The organism is Aeromonas sp. S11(2024), from assembly GCF_041402345.1.
Lineage (GTDB): Bacteria > Pseudomonadota > Gammaproteobacteria > Enterobacterales > Aeromonadaceae > Aeromonas > Aeromonas veronii.
Genome location: NZ_JBGLRC010000021.1, coordinates 23,373 through 42,769, shown reverse-complemented (window position 1 = coordinate 42,769; position 19,397 = coordinate 23,373). Strand labels below are relative to the sequence as shown.

Annotated in this window: 18 protein-coding genes and 1 pseudogene; 18 read left to right on the top strand and 1 reads right to left on the bottom strand. The window is 61.8% G+C overall.

The features are described 5' to 3' along the window. Positions 1-68: 68 nt before the first annotated feature. From ACB040_RS15630 to ACB040_RS15560, 15 genes and pseudogenes are all read left to right on the top strand, one after another. Positions 69-1,475, top strand: a complete 1,407-nt coding sequence (locus ACB040_RS15630) for a YcjX family protein (protein WP_371155478.1) — start codon at positions 69-71, stop codon at positions 1,473-1,475. Between the two features lie 53 nt (positions 1,476-1,528). Beyond that, positions 1,529-2,560, top strand: a complete 1,032-nt coding sequence (locus ACB040_RS15625) for a YcjF family protein (protein WP_371155480.1) — start codon at positions 1,529-1,531, stop codon at positions 2,558-2,560. Positions 2,561-2,752: 192 nt separating this feature from the next. Continuing rightward, positions 2,753-3,676 carry a LysR family transcriptional regulator gene (locus ACB040_RS15620; protein WP_338771203.1) on the top strand — a complete coding sequence of 308 codons (924 nt, stop codon included), beginning with the start codon at positions 2,753-2,755 and terminating at the stop codon, positions 3,674-3,676. A 197-nt stretch (positions 3,677-3,873) separates the two neighbouring features. Beyond that, on the top strand, positions 3,874-5,019 hold the full coding sequence (locus ACB040_RS15615) for an ABC transporter substrate-binding protein (RefSeq protein ID WP_338774999.1): 1,146 nt from the start codon (positions 3,874-3,876) through the stop codon (positions 5,017-5,019). A gap of 143 nt (positions 5,020-5,162) precedes the next feature. Beyond that, positions 5,163-6,176, top strand: coding sequence for an ABC transporter ATP-binding protein (locus tag ACB040_RS15610; protein WP_371155483.1), 1,014 nt, complete (start codon positions 5,163-5,165; stop codon positions 6,174-6,176). Continuing rightward, a complete protein-coding gene (locus ACB040_RS15605; protein WP_005346227.1) occupies positions 6,173-7,141 on the top strand; it encodes an ABC transporter permease in 969 nt (322 codons plus the stop codon). Before ACB040_RS15610 ends, ACB040_RS15605 begins: the two co-directional genes overlap by 4 nt. A gap of 35 nt (positions 7,142-7,176) precedes the next feature. Then, positions 7,177-8,004, top strand: coding sequence for an ABC transporter permease (locus tag ACB040_RS15600; protein ID WP_040069351.1), 828 nt, complete (start codon positions 7,177-7,179; stop codon positions 8,002-8,004). 29 nt (positions 8,005-8,033) lie between these two features. After that, a complete protein-coding gene (locus tag ACB040_RS15595) occupies positions 8,034-9,464 on the top strand; it encodes a gamma-aminobutyraldehyde dehydrogenase (RefSeq protein ID WP_323968850.1) in 1,431 nt (476 codons plus the stop codon). A gap of 153 nt (positions 9,465-9,617) precedes the next feature. Beyond that, complete coding sequence (gene phhA / locus ACB040_RS15590; RefSeq protein WP_371155486.1) at positions 9,618-10,412, top strand: phenylalanine 4-monooxygenase; 795 nt, start codon at positions 9,618-9,620, stop codon at positions 10,410-10,412. 52 nt (positions 10,413-10,464) lie between these two features. Then, the gene (locus ACB040_RS15585) at positions 10,465-10,803 is read left to right on the top strand and encodes a 4a-hydroxytetrahydrobiopterin dehydratase (protein WP_111900610.1); all 339 of its coding nucleotides are present in this window, start codon (positions 10,465-10,467) and stop codon (positions 10,801-10,803) included. Between the two features lie 42 nt (positions 10,804-10,845). Next, a pseudogene (locus tag ACB040_RS15580) lies at positions 10,846-10,953 on the top strand (4a-hydroxytetrahydrobiopterin dehydratase); the annotation flags it as partial. A 148-nt stretch (positions 10,954-11,101) separates the two neighbouring features. Continuing rightward, a complete protein-coding gene (gene tyrR / locus ACB040_RS15575; protein ID WP_005333656.1) occupies positions 11,102-12,649 on the top strand; it encodes a transcriptional regulator TyrR in 1,548 nt (515 codons plus the stop codon). Positions 12,650-12,838: 189 nt separating this feature from the next. Next, positions 12,839-13,396 carry a YfiR family protein gene (locus tag ACB040_RS15570; RefSeq protein ID WP_236375654.1) on the top strand — a complete coding sequence of 186 codons (558 nt, stop codon included), beginning with the start codon at positions 12,839-12,841 and terminating at the stop codon, positions 13,394-13,396. Continuing rightward, positions 13,393-14,622: a diguanylate cyclase domain-containing protein gene (locus ACB040_RS15565; protein ID WP_371155489.1), complete on the top strand. Its 1,230-nt coding sequence runs from the start codon at positions 13,393-13,395 to the stop codon at positions 14,620-14,622. Before ACB040_RS15570 ends, ACB040_RS15565 begins: the two co-directional genes overlap by 4 nt. A 35-nt stretch (positions 14,623-14,657) precedes the next feature. Then, complete coding sequence (locus ACB040_RS15560) at positions 14,658-15,146, top strand: OmpA family protein (RefSeq protein ID WP_323935174.1); 489 nt, start codon at positions 14,658-14,660, stop codon at positions 15,144-15,146. A 95-nt stretch (positions 15,147-15,241) separates the two neighbouring features. Here ACB040_RS15560 and ACB040_RS15555 read toward each other — a convergent pair whose 3' ends face one another. Further along, a complete protein-coding gene (locus ACB040_RS15555) occupies positions 15,242-15,979 on the bottom strand; it encodes a TerC family protein (protein WP_005333641.1) in 738 nt (245 codons plus the stop codon). Positions 15,980-16,099: 120 nt separating this feature from the next. On the opposite strand from ACB040_RS15555, the gene ACB040_RS15550 reads away from it, so the two are divergent. The 3 genes from ACB040_RS15550 (at position 16,100) to ACB040_RS15540 (ending at position 19,356) form a co-directional block, all read left to right on the top strand. Next, entirely contained in the window at positions 16,100-17,215 is a 1,116-nt protein-coding gene (locus ACB040_RS15550; RefSeq protein ID WP_371155492.1) for an ATP-NAD kinase family protein, read from the top strand. Positions 17,216-17,314: 99 nt separating this feature from the next. After that, positions 17,315-17,593 (top strand): YfcL family protein, encoded by a 279-nt coding sequence (locus ACB040_RS15545; protein ID WP_005333639.1) that lies wholly within the window; start codon positions 17,315-17,317, stop codon positions 17,591-17,593. Between the two features lie 98 nt (positions 17,594-17,691). Beyond that, the gene (locus ACB040_RS15540) at positions 17,692-19,356 is read left to right on the top strand and encodes an AMP-binding protein (RefSeq protein ID WP_005333638.1); all 1,665 of its coding nucleotides are present in this window, start codon (positions 17,692-17,694) and stop codon (positions 19,354-19,356) included. Positions 19,357-19,397: the final 41 nt, after the last annotated feature.

Sequence of the window (19,397 nt, the reverse complement as noted above, 5' to 3'; positions counted from 1 at the left end):
CTCCCGTGATGCGCCACCATCGACACCAGCTATCCAGATGCAACCACCAAGGGAGAACGGGTCAAGCCTTGATACTCAATAAACTGGAACAGAAGTTGACTCGCCTGCAACACAAGGCGAACGACGTGGTGAACCGGGTGCGGGATCGCCATATTCGGCTGGCGGTGACCGGCCTCTCTCGCAGCGGTAAAACCGCCTTTATCACGGCGCTGGTCAACCAGCTGGAACACGCGGCCATCGACGGCCGTTTGCCGTTGTGGGATGCCCTGCGTCAGGGGCGCATCCTCGGTGCCCGCCGGGTGCCGCAGCTCAATGCCCACATCCCCACCTTTGCCTACGAGCGTGGCCTCGACTCCCTGTTTGGCGATCCACCTGCCTGGCCCGAGCCCACCCGCGGCGTGGCCGAAGTGCGCCTCGAAATCCGCTATCGCACCCGTCACCCCCTGCGCAAGCATCTGGGGGAGATCTCCACCCTCTACGTGGATCTGGTGGACTACCCCGGGGAGTGGCTGCTCGACTTGCCGCTCCTTGAGATGAGCTACGAGCAGTGGAGCGAACAGGTGCGCGAGCAACTGCGCCGCCCAGAGCTGCAGGCGCTCGCTGCCAGCTGGCTGACACCCGGGTGGCAGGCCGATCAGCGCTTCGAAGAGCGGCCGGTGGCTGAGCTGGCCGAGCGCTACACCGCCTACCTACACGCCTGCAAACAGGAGCTGGGATTGCACCTTATTCAACCCGGCCGTTTCGTGTTGCCGGGGGAGTATGCCGGTGCCCCCATGCTGCAATTTGTCCCCTGGGTGTGGGAGATGCCTGTCGGCGAGCCCGCCGATGGCACTCTTTACGCCACTCTCAAGCAGCGCTTCGAGCAGTACAAACAGCATCTGGTGCAGGGTTTTTATGAGCAGCACTTTGCCGGCTTTGATCGCCAGATCGTGCTGGTGGATTGCCTGCAGCCCCTCAACGCCGGGGCAGCCAGCTTTGGCGACATGCAGCAGGCCATTGCCCGAATCATGGAGAGCTTTGCCTACGGCAAGAGCAACTGGTGGCGGCGACTCTTCTCGCCCCGTATCGACAAGCTGCTGTTTGTGGCGAGCAAGGCCGATCACGTCACCCCCGAACAACATGCGCCCATGGTCTCACTGCTGCAGCATCTGGTGCGCAGCGCTCGCGGTCAGGCCCGTTTTGAGGGGATCACCACCGAGTGTCTGGCGCTCGCCGCCATCAAGGCGACGGAAGTTGGCAAGGGGGTGGCCAATGGCCGCGAGTTCCCCGCCATCCGTGGCACCAGCCTGAGCGGTGAGCCGCTGCTCCTCTTCCCCGGGGAGATGCCGCCCCATATTCCCCCCGCACAGTGGTGGAACAGTCAGGGTTTTGATTTTCAGGCGTTTCGCCCCATGCCCATGAGCCCCCATCAGGCGCTGCCCCATATCCGGCTCGATGCGGCGCTGGAGTTTCTGCTCGGGGATCACCTCGAATAACGGTGTGCGGTCTTGGCACCTGAGCCGAAGGCTGCGCACAGGAGAACAATGCGATGAACGATCAGATAAAAGAGCGGCCACCGCTGCAGGGCAAGGTGATTCTTGAGCCTGCCTTGACGGTGGCCAGTGACGAGCGACCGCCCGCACCGGCCCAGCGGCTGGAGGAGGCGAGCTTCGAGCGCCTCGACGAGCTGGACGAGTTCACCGAGGTGGAGAGCGCCCTCGTCATCAAACCGCGTCGCCGTCATCGGCTACTGGCGTGGGGGCTGGGGGCAGTCGGTCTGCTCTCGTTGGGCCAGTATGGCGCCTTTCTTTACGATCAATTTCTCACCACACCGCTCTGGGGCAGCGCCTGGCTGGCAGCCTCGGCGCTGGTGGCGGCGGGGACCGCCAGCGTGGTGGGGCGCGAGTGGCTGCGACTGCGCACCCTCAAGCGGCGTCAGGATGTACGCTCGCGCGCAGCAGATCTGCTTGCTCATCAGGGAGTCGGACAGGGGCAGGCCTTTTGCGAAGGGTTGGCGGTCAAAAGTGGCGACAAGGGGCGCGAGGGGTATCAAACCTGGCTGGCCCAGCTCGATGAGAGCCACAGCGATCGGGAAGTGCTGACCCTCTATAGCCAGCTGGTACTCGGCGAGCGTGACAAGCTGGCCCAGGCGCGGGTGGCCAAATGGTCGGGGGAGGCCGCCGTGCTGGTGGCGCTCAGCCCGCTCGCCACCGTCGACATGATGCTGATGCTGTGGCGCAACCTGCGGATGATCGAGGATATCGCCGATGTCTATGCCATCGAGCTCGGCTACTGGAGCCGCATACGCCTCATCCGTCAGGTGTTTCGCAACATGCTCTACGCCGGCGCCACCGAGCTGGTGAGCGAGGTGGGGATGGACTTGCTGGGCGCCGAGTTTGCCGCCAAGCTCTCTGCCCGCGCCGCACAAGGGGTGGGGGCCGGGCTGCTCACCGCTCGCCTTGGCCTGCGTACTATAGAGGCGTGCCGCCCGCTGCCCTGGTGTGCGGACGAGAAACCCAAACTCGGCGAGCTGCGCAAGCGGCTGATCGGCCAGCTGGCGGGGTACCTCAACAAATCCTGATAGCCCTGTCTGCACCTTGCTGATATGACCCTTGCCCCTGTCGTGCTCGCCAAGCCACAGGGGCATGGTTTTAATCGGCAGATCATTGAGTTGGCTGCCTGGTGCCCGGCTTTGGCGGGGCGTCCGTTTACGGTTAAGCTGGCAGTCAATCTGACCAATCACACCAATAGTACCAATCGGCAAGGATGCCCGATGAACTTTACCTTTCGCCAGATCCGTTATTTCGTGGCCGTGGCCGACAGCTTCTCAGTGAGTCGTGCCGCAGCCGAGCTTCATATCTCCCAGTCGGCGGTCACCAGCGCCATTCGCGAGTTGGAGACCGAGCTCGGCGCCCCGCTATTCGAGCGCAACCCGCGCGGCGTCACTCTCACCACTCAGGGCCACCAGTTTTTGCTCCACGCCCGCCGCATTCTCAGCGCCATGACCGAGGCGAGCCACTCCCTCAAAGCGGTGGCCCAGCAGGATCAGGGACGACTCACCATCGGCGTGACCACCTTGGTGGCGGGTTACTACCTCTCAGAGGCGCTTGGCCGTTTTCGCCGCGCCTTTCCGGCGGTGCAGATTGAGGTGAAGGAGGATGAACAGCCTTTTCTGGAGCACCAGATCGTCAACGGCGAGGTGGATGTGGGGATCCTGATGACCAACCGCACCATCCGGCAAGAGGCGTTTGATACCGAATTGCTGACCCGTTCGCCGCTGCGGCTCTGGCTGGCCGCCAACCACCCGCTCTGCGCCGAGTCGACCCTCTCGCTCACCGCGCTGGGGGAGGAGCCGATGATCTCGCTGACCGCCGATCAGCTCGATCAGATCATCGGTGGCGGCCTGCGTCGCTACGGCATCTCCCCCCGTATCGTGCTGCGCACTGCGTCGGTGGAGGCTGTGCGGAGTCTGGTGGCAAGCCAGCTCGGGGTCGCCCTGTTGCCCGACTTTGCCTATCGCCCCTGGTCGCTGGAGCAGGAGCGGGTCGAGGCGCGCCCCATCAAGGAGCCCATTCCCGCCATCGATATCGGGCTGGTGTGGCGCCGTGGTTCTCGGCTGGATTGGACGGCGCGGGAATTTATCGATATTGCGCGGGATCAGAGCCGGTTGCGGGCCCGTCAGGCGCTCCCTCGCTAGCCATCTCTTGCGGGGTAGCCACCAAAAATCAGATTCATCTGCACTCGATATCGATTTAGCTGATACCTGAGCCACCAAAAATTGAAATATTCATCGTATTGCCACTCCCCTAAGCTCATTGCTGGTTAACAGGATGTTAACGCCTATGGTGGCGTTCCTTCACCTGATGCAAGTCAACACAATGCAAGGAGTGCATGATGAAATTGACCCCTCTGATGCTGGCTCTTGTTCCGGCGCTGCTGGCAGGCCAGACCCAGGCTGCCCCGACCGAGCTCGGCAAGGGTGAAGGCCAGCTCAATATCGTGGCCTGGGCTGGCTACGTTGAGCGTGGCGAGACCGACAAGAACTACGACTGGGTGACCGGATTCGAGAAAGAGACCAGCTGCAAGGTGAGCGTCAAGACGGCGGCCACCTCGGACGAGATGGTGGCCTTGATGAACGAGGGGGGCTTCGATCTGGTGACCGCCTCCGGTGATGCCAGTCTGCGTCTGATTGCCGGTGGCAAGGTGCAGCCGCTCAATCTGGCGCTCATCCCGAGTTACAGCAAGATTGATCCCCGGCTGCAAAATGCCCCCTGGCACACTGTGGATGGCAAGCACTACGGCGTGCCCTACCAGTGGGGCGGCAATATCCTGATGTACAACACCAAGGTGTTCCCCAAGGCACCGGACTCCTGGAACGTGGTGTTCGAGGAGCAGACCCTGGCGGATGGCAAGTCCAACAAGGGGCGGGTGCAGGCCTTTGACGGCCCGATCCACATCGCCGATGCCGCCCTCTATCTGATGACCCATCAGCCTGCCCTGGGCATCAAGGATCCTTACGAGCTGAACGAGGATCAGTACAAGGCCTCCCTCGATCTGCTGCGCAAGCAGCGCCAGCTGGTGGGACGCTACTGGCATGATGCTTTCGTGCAAATCGATGACTTCAAGAACGAAGGGGTGGTCGCGTCAGGCTCCTGGCCGTTCCAGGCCAACGCCCTGATCGCCGACAAGCAGCCCATCGCCACCACTGTGCCGAAAGAGGGAGTGACCGGTTGGGCCGATACCAGCATGGTGCACAGCGATGCCAAGAACCTCACCTGCGCTTACAAGTGGCTGGAGCACTCCCTGAGCAACAAGCTGCAGGGGGATCTCGCCGCCTGGTTTGGCTCGGTGCCTGTGGTACCTGCCGCCTGTGAGGGCAATACCCTGCTGGGCCCGACCGGGTGCAAAACCAACGGTATCGACAACTTCGATCGGGTTCGCTTCTGGCGCACTCCGGTCTCCCAGTGCAAGAGCCAGGGAACTTGCGTGCCCTATTACCGCTGGGTTTCCGACTATATCGCCATTCTGGGCGGTCGCTAAGGCGGGGTGAGCAAGGTGGTCGGAACCACTGCCACCTTGCCAACGGCAGGGGCGCTGCGCCTCCTCTGCACGACTGCCGAGAGCGGATAATCAAGCGGGCCGGACAGGAGTCCGGCCCATCCCAGTACAGACAAGGACGCCCCATGAACGCCGTACAATTTGACCGGGTCAGTCGCCACTATGGCGAGGTGAAGGCGGTCGACGACATCTCTTTCCAGATCCCCTCCGGGGAATTCTTTACCCTGCTGGGGCCGAGCGGTTCCGGCAAGACCACTTGCCTGCGGATGATCGCGGGCTTCGAGTACCCGAGCGACGGGGAGATCCGCCTGTTTGGCGAACCCTGCTCCACCGTGCCGCCCTATGATCGCAACCTCAACACCGTGTTTCAGGACTATGCCCTGTTTCCCAACATGGATGTGCGCGACAACATCGGCTATGGCCTGATGCTCAAGGGGGTCGCCAAGGCTGAGCGTTACCGCAAGGTGGACGAGATGCTGGAGCTGGTGCGACTGTCCGGGGTCGGCAAGCGCCGACCAAGCCAGCTCTCCGGCGGCCAGCGCCAGCGCATCGCCATCGCCCGGGCGCTTATCAACCAGCCACGCATCCTGCTGCTGGACGAGCCACTGGGGGCCCTCGATCTCAAGTTGCGCGAGCAGATGCAGCTTGAGCTCAAGGCGTTGCAACGCCAGTTGGGCATCACCTTTATCTTCGTCACCCACGATCAGCAGGAGGCGCTCTCCATGAGCGACCGGATCTGCATCTTCAGTCAGGGCAAGATCGAGCAGATCGCTGCGCCCGATACTATCTACGACGCTCCGGCGACGCCGTTTGTGGCCCGCTTCGTCGGTACCGTCAATCTGTTCGAAGGGGAGCAGGCCAGACGGCTGTGCGGCGACGGCAGCCAGATGATGGTGCGCCCGGAGCGGATCCGGCTCGCTGAGGCGGGCACGCCGGGCTGGTCGGGGGAGATCCGCGAGGTGGAGTATCTGGGCCCCTTCGTCCGTTATCGGGTTGATCTCGGGGAGCAGCTCGAGATCATCGTCAATCACCCCAACGAGGGGCAGGCCCGTCTGGCCCGTGGCTGCAGGGTCAGCCTCAGCTGGCCGGAGCAGGCCATCCATCGCCTGAGCGGCGCCCATCAGGGGGCGCAGCCATGAGTGCCCCTCACAGTGCGAGTCTTGCCATGAACCATCAGCCCGAACCTGCCCGTTTCAGGCCGCTGCGGCGTCTCTCGACCCTGCTCTATGGTCGGCCCGGCCTGCTGCTGGCGATCCTGCTGGGGCCGCCGCTGCTGTGGCTCGGGATCATCTATGTCGGCTCCTTGCTGATGTTGCTCTCCAACTCCCTGTTCGGGCTGGACGAGTTCAGCGGTCAGGTGCGCCACGAGCTGGGGCTGCAAAACTTCGTCGCCCTGCTGCGACCGGAGAATCTGGATGTGATCGGCCGCACCGTCGGCATGTCGCTGCTGGTGACCCTGGCCTGCGCCCTGCTCGGTTTTCCGGTTGCCTACTACATGGCACGCTACACCAGTGGCAAGACCCGGGCGCTGTTCTATGTGGGGATCATGCTGCCGCTCTGGTCCAGCTATCTGGTGCGGGTCTATGCCTGGAAGCTGATCTTGGCCAAAGAGGGGGTGGTGAGCTGGCTGGCGGACAGCATGGGGCTGGAGTGGCTGCTCGATGCCATCCTCTCCCTGCCGGTGATCGGTGGCCCGTCGCTCTCCTTCTCGCGGCTCGGCACCTTTATCGTGTTCGTCTATGTCTGGCTGCCCTTCATGATCCTGCCCATTCAGGCGGCGGTGGAGCGTATACCGCGATCCCTGCTGGAGGCGAGCAGCGATCTGGGGGCGACACCCGCCCAGACCTTTCGCAACCTGATCCTGCCGCTGGCGTTGCCCGGTGTGGTGGCGGGCTCCATCTTCACCTTTTCGCTGACCCTCGGTGATTACATCATCCCCGGCATCATCGGCAACTCAACCATGTATATCGGTCAGGTGGTCTACATGCAGCAGGGGACGGCGGGCAATCTGCCCTTTGCCGCCGCCTTCTCGCTGGTGCCGATCCTTATCATCGCCATCTATCTGGCGATTGCGAAAAGACTGGGGGCTTTTGATGCGCTTTGAATCAATCGCTTTGAACCGGCAGCAAGGAGGCCTTCATGTCAGCTAACTCAGTGAGCCGTCAGGGAGAGCGCCCTTCGGGCCTGCTCAAGTACGCCGCCATCGGCGGGCTCTTGTTCCTGCACTTTCCCATTCTGTTTATCTTCCTCTACGCCTTCACCAGCGAGAGCAAGAGTTACCAGTTTCCGCCCCCCGGACTCACTCTCAAATGGTTCGAGGTAACCCTCAATCGCCCCGATGTGTGGCGTGCCATCCAGCTGTCACTGGAGGTCGCAGGGCTGGCGACACTGGCGGCCATGATCCTCGGCACCTTGGCAGCAGGGGCCATTGCCCGCAGCCGCTTCTTCGGTCAGGAGGTGGTGTCGCTCTTGCTGGTGCTGCCCATCGCGCTGCCCGGTATCGTCACCGGTATCGCGCTGCGCTCGGCCTACGGCCTGATGGAGATCCCGTTCAGCTTCTGGACCATCGTTATCGGCCACGCAACCTTCTGTGTGGTGGTGGTCTACAACAATGCGCTGGCCCGTTTTCGCCGCACCAACCAGAGCCTCATCGAGGCGTCGATGGATCTCGGGGCCGACGGCTTCCAGACCCTGCGCTACGTGATCCTGCCCAATCTGGCCACGGCGCTGCTGGCGGGGGGCATGCTGGCCTTTGCCCTGAGCTTTGACGAAGTGATTGTCACTACCTTCACGGCGGGCCAGCAGACCACGCTGCCCATCTGGATGTATCAGGAGCTGATCCGTCCCCGAGACAGGCCGGTCACCAACGTGGTGGCCCTCATCATAGTGGCCTTCACCACTATCCCTATTTTGCTTGCCTACTACCTCACTCGCGACACCCATGATGTCGCTGGCAGTGGCAAATGATGACTCAACGCGTGCGCAAGGATGCAACCATGAAACTCTCTACCCAACTCTTGATTGATGGCCAGTTTGTGACCGGCGATGGGCAGGCCGAACCCATTCTCAACCCGGCCAACGGCGAGCAGATCGCCGCCGTACCCGAAGCCTCGTTCGAACAGGTGAACCGGGCGGTGAACGGTGCCCAGCGCGCCTTCGCCCAGTGGAGCCGCACCACCCCGGCCCAGCGCAGCAACATGCTGCTGCGTCTGGCGGATCTCGTCGAGCGCCACGCCGAGGAGTTTGCGGCGCTCGAATCCCTCAACTGCGGCAAACCTTATCTGGCGGTGCTCAACGACGAGCTGCCCGCGGTGGTGGACTGCTTCCGCTTCTTTGCCGGGGCGGCCCGCTGCCTGCAAGGGCCGCTGGCGGGGGAGTATCTCGAGGGGCACACCAGCATGATCCGCCGCGATCCCATCGGGGTGGTGGGCAGTATCGCCCCCTGGAACTACCCGCTGATGATGGCGGCCTGGAAGATGGCGCCGGTGCTGGCGGCGGGCAATACGGTGGTGCTCAAACCCTCCGAGCAGACCCCGCTCACCGCCTTGCGTCTTGCCGAACTGGCCAGCGAGATCTTCCCCCGCGGCGTTATCAACGTCATCTGCGGGCGGGGGGAAAGCGTGGGGGCACCGCTGGTGGAGCACCCGCTGGTACGGATGGTGTCGCTCACCGGCGATATCGCCACCGGCCAGAAGATCCTGCAAAGCGCCGCCCGCACCATGAAGCGCACCCACCTTGAGCTGGGGGGCAAGGCACCGGTGATCATCTTCGACGATGCGGATCTGGAGGCGGTGGTAGCGGGCATTCGCACCTTCGGTTTCTACAATGCAGGGCAAGATTGCACCGCCGCCTGCCGTATCTATGCCCAGGGCAAGATCTACGACAAGTTCGTCGCCGCCATGACCGAGGCGGTGGCCTCCATCAAGGTAGGTAGCCAATACGAGGAGGGGGTCGAGATGGGGCCGCTTATTTCGGACAGACAGCGCAACCGGGTTGCCAGCTTTGTCGAGCGGGCCCAGAGCAGCGGTCATGTGGAGGTGACTGCGGGGGGCAAGATCCGCCCAGGCAACGGCTTCTTCTTCGAGCCGACCCTGATTGTCGGGGCACGGCAGGAGGATGAGATCGTGCGCCGCGAGGTGTTTGGCCCCGTGGTGTCGGTGACCCGTTTCAACGATGCCGAGCAGGTGGTGCAGTGGGCCAACGACTCGGACTATGGCCTCGCCTCGTCGGTCTGGACCAAGGATCTGAGCCTCGCCAGCAAGGTGGCCAGCCACCTGCAATATGGCTGCACCTGGATCAACACCCACTTCATGCTCACCTCCGAGATGCCCCACGGCGGCATGAAGATGTCGGGTTACGGCAAGGATCTCTCCCTCTATGCGCTGGAGGATTACACGGTGCCGCGCCATATCATGGTCAAGCTGTAGTGGGGACTGGTTAGCGGGTTGTCACAATTTATTTACAACTGTTTCAGGCAGCCGACTCATGGGTCGGCTGCTTTTTTTGTTGCCATTTCGTTACAGTGAAACCGTGATGAAACGGCAAGGCGCCTTGATGTGGCGCCAGAGGATGGAACCGCTATGGCAACCTTTTACACCGCCCACCAGCCGGATGCTGACGGGGTGATCCACTACAGCAACGAAGAGCACGGCACCTGGCAGATCCTGATCGAACGTCAGTTCGCCGCCCTCGATGGCAAGGGGTGTAACGAGTATCTGGCCGGTCTCGACAGGCTGGGGCTGCCCCGTGATCGCATCCCCCAGCTGGCCGAGATCAACGCCGTCTTGCAGCCTGCGACCGGCTGGTCGGTGGCGGCGGTACCTGCGCTTATCTCGTTCGATCGTTTCTTCGCCCTGCTGGCCAATCGCCAGTTTCCGGTGGCGACCTTTATCCGGCGCCGGGACGAGCTCGACTACCTGCAAGAGCCCGATATCTTTCACGAGATCTTTGGCCACTGCGCCATGCTGACTAATCCGGCCTTTGCCCACTTCACCCACCTATACGGTCAGTTGGGGCAGCAGGCGAGCAAGGATCAGCGGGTTTTTCTGGCGCGGCTCTACTGGTTCACCGTGGAGTTTGGCCTCTTGGCAACGCCCGACGGGCTGCGTATCTACGGTGGCGGCATTCTCTCCTCCATCGGCGAGACCGCCTATGCCCTCTCTGGCCAGCCGCTGCTGCAACCTTTCGATCTGTTGACCGTGCTGCGCACACCCTATCGTATCGACATCATGCAGCCCACCTATTTTGTGCTGCCGAGTCTCGATCATCTCTACCAGCTGACCGGGGAGGAGATCATGGCTGCTCTGGCCGAGGCCAGTCGGCTTGGCCTCTATCCGCCGCGTTTTGAGGTTGCCGCTGGCAAACAGGCGAGCTGACCAAAAGCAAACAACCCTATTTCATTTTCATTAATTCAAGCAGGAGTAACCCATGTCCAAACTGGCCAGCCAGCAGTGTGAAGCGTGCCGCGCCGATGCCCCCAAGGTGAGCGATGAGGAGCTGCGCGAGCTGATGCAGCTTATCCCCGACTGGCAGCCGCTGGTGGAGGAGGGGGCGCTGCAACTGCGGCGGGAATTTACATTTCGCAACTTCAAGGAGGCGCTGGCCTTTACCAACCGCTTGGGGGAGCTGGCGGAGGCGGAGTTCCATCATCCGGCCATCCTGACCGAGTGGGGGAAGGTGACCGTCAGCTGGTGGACCCACAAGATCGGCGGATTACACCGCAACGACTTCATCATGGCTGCGCGCACAGACCAATTGCCCAGATAATCTGAGAACAGGTTGAGGCGGAGTCTCCCCCTTCCTGCATTTCTGACCGAATGGGGGAAGGTGATCGTCAGCTGGTGGATGCATAAGATCGGCGGTTTGCATCGCAACGACTTCATCATGGCGGCGCGCACCGATCAGTTGCTCCGGTAATCGCACCCCACACCAGCGTCATCGGTTGACCCAGGCCTGCCTGCGAAAGCGGGGCAGGCCCGCATTTTTATGGGCTGGCGCTCGCACTGGGGGGATCGAGACTGTATTATCCGCTCATTCATAGAGTTAGCTAGGAAGTGTGTCCCGAATGCGTCTTGAAGTCAGCTGTGAAGACCGCCTGGGCCTGACCCGGGAACTGCTCGACCGCCTGGTGGAGCACAATATCGATCTGCGCGGCATCGAAATCGATACCTCAGGCATCATCTATCTCAACTTTCCCGAGCTGGAGTTCAGTGATTTTCAGCACCTGATGCCGGAGATCCGCCGCATTCCCGGCGTCTACGACGTCAAGACCATCCCCTACATGCCTTCCGAGCGAGAGCATCACGAGATCGAGGCGTTGCTCAAGGCGCTGCCGGATCTGGTCTTCTCCCTCGACAGCAAGGGCAAGGTGACCCAGGCCAACCAGTCTGCCCTCACCACCCTCGGCTTGCCGGTGGAGGAGGTGCGCGGCGTGGCGCTCGGTTCGCTGGTCAAGGGTTTCTCCTTCACCCGCTGGCTGGAGGCGAGCGAGATCAAGCCGCAGACCTGCAAGCTCAGTTTCAATGGCGAAGAGTATCTGGCAGATCTGATGCCGCTGTTCGTGGCAGAAGCCCGCGGCAAGCAGGCGCTGGCCGGGGCCGTGGTGGTGCTCAAATCTGCCCGTCGGGTCGGCCTGCACTTCAGCGCGCTTCATGCGGTGGAAGTGGGGGGCTTCGAGCATCTGCAGGCCGAGAGCCCCAAGATGAAAGAGGTGCTGTCGCAAGCGCGCAAACTGGCGATGCAGGACGCGCCGCTGCTGATTGTCGGTGAGACCGGTACCGGCAAGGAGCTGCTGGCCCGTGCCTGTCACGGGGCCAGCCTGCGCTCCAGCCACCCCTTTATGGCCCTCAACTGCGCCGCCATGCCCGATAACGTGGCCGAGAGCGAGCTGTTCGGTTATGCCCCCGGCGCCTTTGGCAACAACACCGAGGGCAAGCGCGGCGTGCTGGAGCTGGCGAGTGGCGGCACCCTGATGCTGGACGAGATCGGCGACATGTCTCCCCATCTGCAAACCAAGTTTTTGCGGGTGTTGCAGGATGGGGTATTCCGCCGGGTCGGTGACGAGCAAGAGGTGAAGGTCAACGTGCGTTTCATCTGCACCACTCAGAAGCAGTTGCTGGATCTGGTGCACGAAGGAACCTTCCGCGAGGATCTCTACTATCGCCTTAACGTGCTCAGTCTGGCGCTGCCCCCCCTGCGCGAGCGCAAGGCGGACATCATGGTGCTGGCCCAGCAGTTTGTCTCCCGCTTTGCCAGCGAGTTGCAGCGACCCCGTCCGCGCTTTACCCGCAACATGGCCGACTACCTGACCGCCTATCGCTGGCCGGGCAACGTGCGTCAGCTGCGCAACTGTCTCTACCGTGCCATGACCCTGCTGGAAGGGGATGAGCTGGGGCCCGAGCAGATCGACCTGCCGGTGGCGGCCGATACCATGCCGCTGATCGACGAGTGGTTTGAGGGGAATCTCGACGATGCGGTGAAGCGCTTCGAGAGCCAGCTGCTGGCCCGGCTCTATCCCGCCTTCCCGTCGACGCGCCAGCTGGCTAAACGCCTGGGCGTGTCGCATACCGCCATCGCCAACAAGCTGCGGGAATACGGCATCAGCAAGAAGTGATTTCCGCCTTGATGCCTGCCACCAGAGAGCCCGTTACCAGACGGGCTCTCTGTTTTCTTTACACGAACTCGGTAGATGATGGCGGGGTGAGACTTGTCAGGCCAGTGTCAGCCAACTTACTATCTGGGTTCATGTACCCGAACCGCAATGCCATAGCAGCGGTATTGTCAAGGCGACCACCTCCCGATCATGCTGTTACTCTTTTCCCCCCGTTTAACTGCCCGTCTGGCGCTCCTGTTGGTTGCGTTTGGCCTGCTGTTGCCCCGCGCGCTGGCGGAAACGGCCGCGGAGAGCCGGGCGATGGCGGTCAGGGAGCTGGTGCTCGATATCATGAGTTATACCCGCTGGCCCACCGAGCCTGCGGTGCTGCGCATGTGCGTGGTGGCGCCGACCGAATATGCCGGCGCCCTCTTTACCATCGATCGTCAGGCCAATGGCCGTACCGTGCAGGTCCATCGTTACGAGGCGAGCGATCCGGCCATCAGCGATCACTGCGATGTGCTCTATCTGGGAGTGCTCGACGAGCCGACCCGGATTGCGCTGTTTGCCCGCCTGCAGGGGCACCCTGTGCTCAGCATCAGCGAATACAACCACGACTGTTCCACCAGCTCGGTGTTCTGCCTGCAGACCTCACCGGACAGCGTGCGGGTGCGGTTTAAAGTGAACCTCGATGCCCTGGCCCTGAGCGGCGTGCGGGTGCATCCCGCCGTGCTCAAGCTGGCCCATGCCGACAAGGGGGTCCCATGAGACGACAGGTGAGCGCGGCTCCCCGCCGTCTGACCCTGCGTCAGAGCCTGGGGCGAACCCATCTGGTGGCCGCCATCACAGCCGTCAGCGTGGCGGGACTATTTTTTACAATAGTGGCCCTGCTGGTAGTGCGTTTTTACGCCGACCACAATCTGGAGCTGGTAGCCCGCGCCATCAGCTACAGCGCCGAGGCGGCGGTGGTGTTCCACGATGAGGAGGCGGCGAGCGAGGCGCTCAGTGGCATCGTTGCCAAGGAAGAGGTGGCCGAAGCCACTATCGTGCTGACCAATGGTCAGCTGCTTGCCAGTTGGGAGCGCCCCAGAAGCAACCCGCTGGTGACGCTCGAAGACTATCTGGCCCAACTGCTGATGCCGGGGCCTGTCAAGCTCCCCATGCTGCGGGGTGGTGAGCAGATCGCCACCATCGAGCTGCGCGGCCACGGTGAATATCTGTTGCTGTTTTTGCTCTCGGCGCTGCTGGCGATGGTGGTTTGCCTGATGCTGAGCGCCATGGTGGCACTCTATGTGGCTGACCGGATGCAGGTCTCCATCACCGCACCGCTGCGCAAACTGGCACTTGTCGCCCACTCGGTACGTCGACAACGCACCCTGGGGATGCGGGCGCCACCGGCCGATATTGTCGAGATTAACGAGCTGGGGGATGACTTCAACTCCCTGCTGGACGAGCTGCAAGCCTGGCAGGCCCAGCAGGCCCGCGAAAATGCCAGCCTGCTCCATCAGGCGACTCACGATGCCCTCACCGGACTGCCCAATCGCGCCCTGTTTGAAGCGCGGCTCGCGCAGGCCATCTCTCTCGGCGAGCAAGAGGGGTTTGCGCTGCTCTATCTCGACTGCGATCGTTTCAAGCAAATTAATGACACGCTGGGGCACAACGCCGGTGACGATGTGCTGATCGCGCTCTCAAGACGGGTGCAACATCAGTTGCGTCCGGATGATCTGGTGTTTCGCCTCGGTGGTGACGAGTTTGCGGTGCTGGTTGGCCCACTCCAGCGACAGCATGAGGTGGAAGAGGTGATTGGCCGCATCCAGCAGGCGATGAGCGAACCGGTGGCGCTGCGTGACGGTCGTCAGCTGGTGGCCGAGGTGAGTGTCGGCTTCGCCGTCTATCAGGCGGGCATGAGTGCCAGCGTGCTGTGTGATCAGGCCGATGCAGCCATGTATCTGGCGAAACGGGCGCGCCGCAGCGAACAGCAAAGCATCGCCTGACTGGCAAGAATAACAACATAAAAAAGGAGCAAACTATGAAGATCACCCACCTGTTGAAAGTGACCCTGCTGGGGTTGATGTTGTCACTGCTGGCCGGTTGCCAGAGTGCCCCCAAGGGGTTGACCCCGGAGCAAATCGCCGTGCTCAAGGAGCAGGGCTTTTATCTGACCGATGAGGGGTGGACGCTGGATCTGGCCAACCGGGTGCTGTTTGCCAACAACGTGGGGGCGCTCAATCCCCAGACTCGCCAATCCGTTGAAAAACTGGGTAAAACACTGCTTGGCGTAGGGTTGGAGAAGGCGCGGGTGGATGGCCACACCGACAATACCGGCGAGAGCAGCTACAACCAGCAGCTCTCCCTGAAGCGGGCCCAGTCAGTGGCCGATGTGCTGGTCTCGGTCGGCATGAAGCCAGCCAATCTGGAGATCCATGGCCGTGGCGAGACCATGCCGCTGGCGGATAACAAGACCAGAGAGGGCCGGGCCGCCAACCGCCGGGTTGCCATCGTCATCAGCGATCAATAACCCTTCTCATCATTTCATTACCCATAAAAAAGAGCGCCCGATCGGCGCTCTTTTTGATCGCGACAGCTGGGGTCGCGAGGGCATGTGGGGCAGGGTTACTGCGCGCTATTTTGCCCGTTATTGTCGTGATGGCTGCGCAGGCGGATGTTGATCATCTCCACCACCAGCGAGAAGGCCATGGCGAAGTAGATGTAGCCCTTCGGAATATGCAGGTCCATCCCCTCGGCCATCAGGGCGAAACCCACCAGGGTGAGGAAGGAGAGGGCCAGCATCTTGATGGTGGGGTGGCTGTCGACGAAATCACCGATGGATTTGGCGGCAAACATCATGATGAAGACGGCGATCATGATGGCCAGCACCATCACCGGCACGTGATCGGCCATACCGACCGCGGTGATCACCGAGTCGAGGCTGAACACGATATCGAGGATGGCGATCTGGATCAGGGTGCTGATAAAGCCCGAGGCCGCTTTGCTGACGCTTTCCGGCTCGGCCGCCCCTTCCAGGGTGACGTGGATCTCGTGGGCACTCTTGCCGATGAGGAACAGGCCCCCCAGCAGCAGGATCAGATCGCGGCCGGAGATGGCTTCACCCAGCACGGTGAAGAGCGGATCGGTGAGGCGCATCACCCAGGCCAGCGAGAGCAGCAGCAGGATCCGGGTACCCATGGCGAGCCCCAGACCCAGAATACGCGCTTTTTGACGCTGCGCCTCCGGCAGGCGACCTACCAGGATGGAGATAAAGATGATGTTGTCGATGCCCAGCACGATCTCGAGCAGGGTAAGGGTGGCGAGTGCGACCCAGGCAGAGGGATCAAGAACCCATTCCAGCATGATTGAACCTTGGTTGAAAATTGGTTGGAAAATTGAAGCAGCGCATTCTAGCAGGGGCGCCACTGCTTGTCCCAGAGGGGGGAAAAGATAAAAATGGTGGCCATCGCAAGGGAGGCAGGCATGTTTCGATTAGGGTTCATTATTAATCCGGTCGCCGGGATTGGCGGTGCAGTGGGGCTCAAGGGCAGTGACGGTGTAGTTGCCGAGGCGCTGGCCCGAGGCGCTGTGCCCAAAGCGCAGGAGCGGGCGCTGCAAGCTCTGTTGCCACTGTGCGAGCTGAATGTCCCGTTCGAACTGCTGACGGTGGCGGGAGAGATGGGGGAGACGGTAGCCCGATCTCTGGGACTACCCTGTCGGGTCATCTATCAACCGGTCGGGGAGAGTACCTCGGCCGGTGATACCCGCCACGCCGCCGGGCTGATGCGTGAAGCCGGTGTCGATCTGCTGCTGTTTGCCGGTGGCGATGGCACGGCGCGGGATATCTGCGCCGCGGTGGGGGAGTCCTGCCATGTGCTCGGCATTCCCGCGGGGTGCAAGATCCACTCCGGCGTCTACGGGGTGACCCCCGCCGCCAGCGGGCGGGTGGTGGCGCGGATGATCGCAGGGGAACTGCTCAGCCTGATCGATGCCGAGGTGCGCGACATCGACGAGGAGGCGTTTCGCGCGGGCAAGGTGCGGGCCCGCCACTACGGCCAGCTGAAGGTGCCCGGTGATCTGCGTTATGTGCAGGCGGTCAAGCAGGGGGGCAAGGAGTCCGAAGAGCTGGTGCTGGCGGATCTCGCCGCCGGTGTGGTGGAGCAGATGGAGCCCGATACCCTCTATCTGATGGGCTCCGGCAGCACGGTGGCAGCCTGTATGGCAGAGCTCGGTCTGGAAAATACTTTGCTCGGTGTGGATCTGGTGGAAAATGGCCGACTTATCGGGCAGGATCTCAGCGCCGCCGAGATCCTGACCCGGATCCGCGGTCGTCGCTGCCGACTGATCATTACCCTGATAGGCGGACAGGGACATCTGTTCGGGCGCGGAAATCAGCAATTGAGTCCCGAGGTGATTCGGTGTGTCGGGCTGGAGAATATCCAGGTGCTGGCAACCAAAGCCAAGCTTGCCGCCCTTGCGGGCAGGCCGCTGCTGGTGGACACCGATGATCCGCAATTAAACCGGGCGTTGCGTGGTTATCTGCGAATAACCACGGGATACAAGGATCAGGTCATCTACCCGGTGGCCAACCCGGAATAGGACGCCAAGGACGCTGCTGGCCTGGCGCCAGAGAGCTGCAATCAACCGGATTGCGGTTCCATACCCCCGAATTTTTTGCCGCAAATGAGGCTGCGTTACATGACGATTCACGATTTTGAGCACAAGTTGTTGGGACTGATCGACAGCATGGTTGCCACCGCGACCGACGATGAGCTGTTTGCGGGGGGTTACCTGCGAGGTCATATCTCATTGGCCGTTGCCCGGGCCGAGCTGGAAGGCAAGACCCTGGTGCGGGACGTCAAGAGCTATGTGCTGCGCAGCCTCAACGAGGCGATCTTGCAAGGTGAGCTTTCTGAAGAGGATGAAAAACTGGTGCAGGCGATGTGGAGTCGTTTGCAACAAGACGCAGAAGCTTGATCGGATACACAATTCAAACTGAAGTTTGAGTTTATTCTTCCCCTGAAGTTAGTGAAAGGTTAATAATAAGTTTCGCCTTTTGTTTCAGGGATTAAACTATGGCCTCCTCCTCACGCATTGCCAATAAACTGCCGCTCGAGATGCTCTATCACTGGGAGCGGCAGTGTCCTGATCGAACCTACCTGCGTCAAACCATCAACCGCGAATATGTCGATTTCACCTGGGGTGAAGTGGCCGATGAAGCGCGGCGGATGGTGACGGCCTTGCGTCACCTCGGTCTGGTGGCCGGTGACAAGGTGGCGCTGCTCTCCAAGAACTGCGCCCAGTGGTTTATCGCCGATCTGGCGATGCAGATGGGGCAGTATGTGAGCGTGCCCATCTACCCGACTGCCAACGTCGACACCATCGAATATGTGCTGCGCCATAGCGAGGCCAAGGCGATCTTCGTCGGCAAGCTGGATGACTGGAAGAGTCAGGAGGCGGGCGTACCCGCCGATCTGCTGCGCATCGCCTTCCCCTATGACACCATGCCGGCCAGCCACCAGTGGGACGATCTGCTGGAGGCGCATGAGCCGATCCCTGACAGCCCGGTGCAGGCCCCTGACTCCCTGCTGAGTCTGGTCTACACCTCCGGCAGCACCGGCAAGCCGAAAGGGGCCATGCTGAGCGTCGAGCGTTACGCCTGGTCGTGCGAGAAGCTGGTGGAGACGGTGAGCCTGAGCCAGGCCGATCGGGGCTTCTCCTATCTGCCGCTGGCCCACATTACCGAGCGGGTCTACATCTACGGCGGCAGCCTCTATGGCGGCGCTACCATCGCGTTCCCTGAATCCCTCGACACCTTTATCGAAGATGTCAAACGCTGCCGTCCCACCGTCTTTATCTCGGTGCCACGGCTGTGGGCCATGTTCCGCATCAAGATCCACGAGAAGCTGCCCCAGAACAAACTGGCGTTGCTGCTCAAGATCCCGCTCATTTCCGGCCTTATCAAACGCAAGCTGCAAAAGGGGCTGGGGCTGGATCAGGCACGGGTACTCGGCTGCGGTTCCGCGCCTGTCTCCCCTGCGCTGCTTGAGTGGTATTTGAGCATCGGCCTCAAGGTGACTGAAGCCTGGGGCATGACCGAGAACCACGCCTACTCCACCATCAACTACCCGTTCCGCGCCGACAAGATCGGCACCGTCGGCAAGGCGGGGATCGGGGTGACCATCAAGATCTCCGACGAGGGGGAGATCCTCTGCCGCTGCGAAGGGATGATGCTGGGTTACTACAAGGATCCCGAGCACAGCGCCGAGGCCATCGATGCCGAGGGGTGGCTGCACACCGGTGACATGGGCAAGCTGGACAAGGAGGGTTATCTCACCATCACCGGCCGGATGAAGGATGTATTCAAGACCGCCAAGGGCAAGTATGTGGCGCCGGTACCCATCGAGGGGCTGCTGGGTCAGGAGCCCATCATCGAACAGCTCTGCGTGATTGGTTATGGCATGCCCCAGCCTATTGCGCTGGTGCAACTGGCCGAGAGTGCCATGAAGGGCAATCGGGAGGAGGTCAACGCCAGACTGGAAGCGGCGCGGGTGCGGGTCAACGATCAGCTGGAATCTCATGCCAAAATTCGCGGCATTCTGGTAGTGAAGACACCCTGGAATATCGAGAACGGCGTGCTGACCCCCACCATGAAGATCAAGCGTCACCTGCTGGAGCAAAAGTACGCCCAGGTCGGGGATCGCTGGCCCTCATCCCAGGTGGTGGTGTGGGAGGAGTAAATCCCGTCTTTCCATAGCCCAACAAACAACAACGGCCCTTG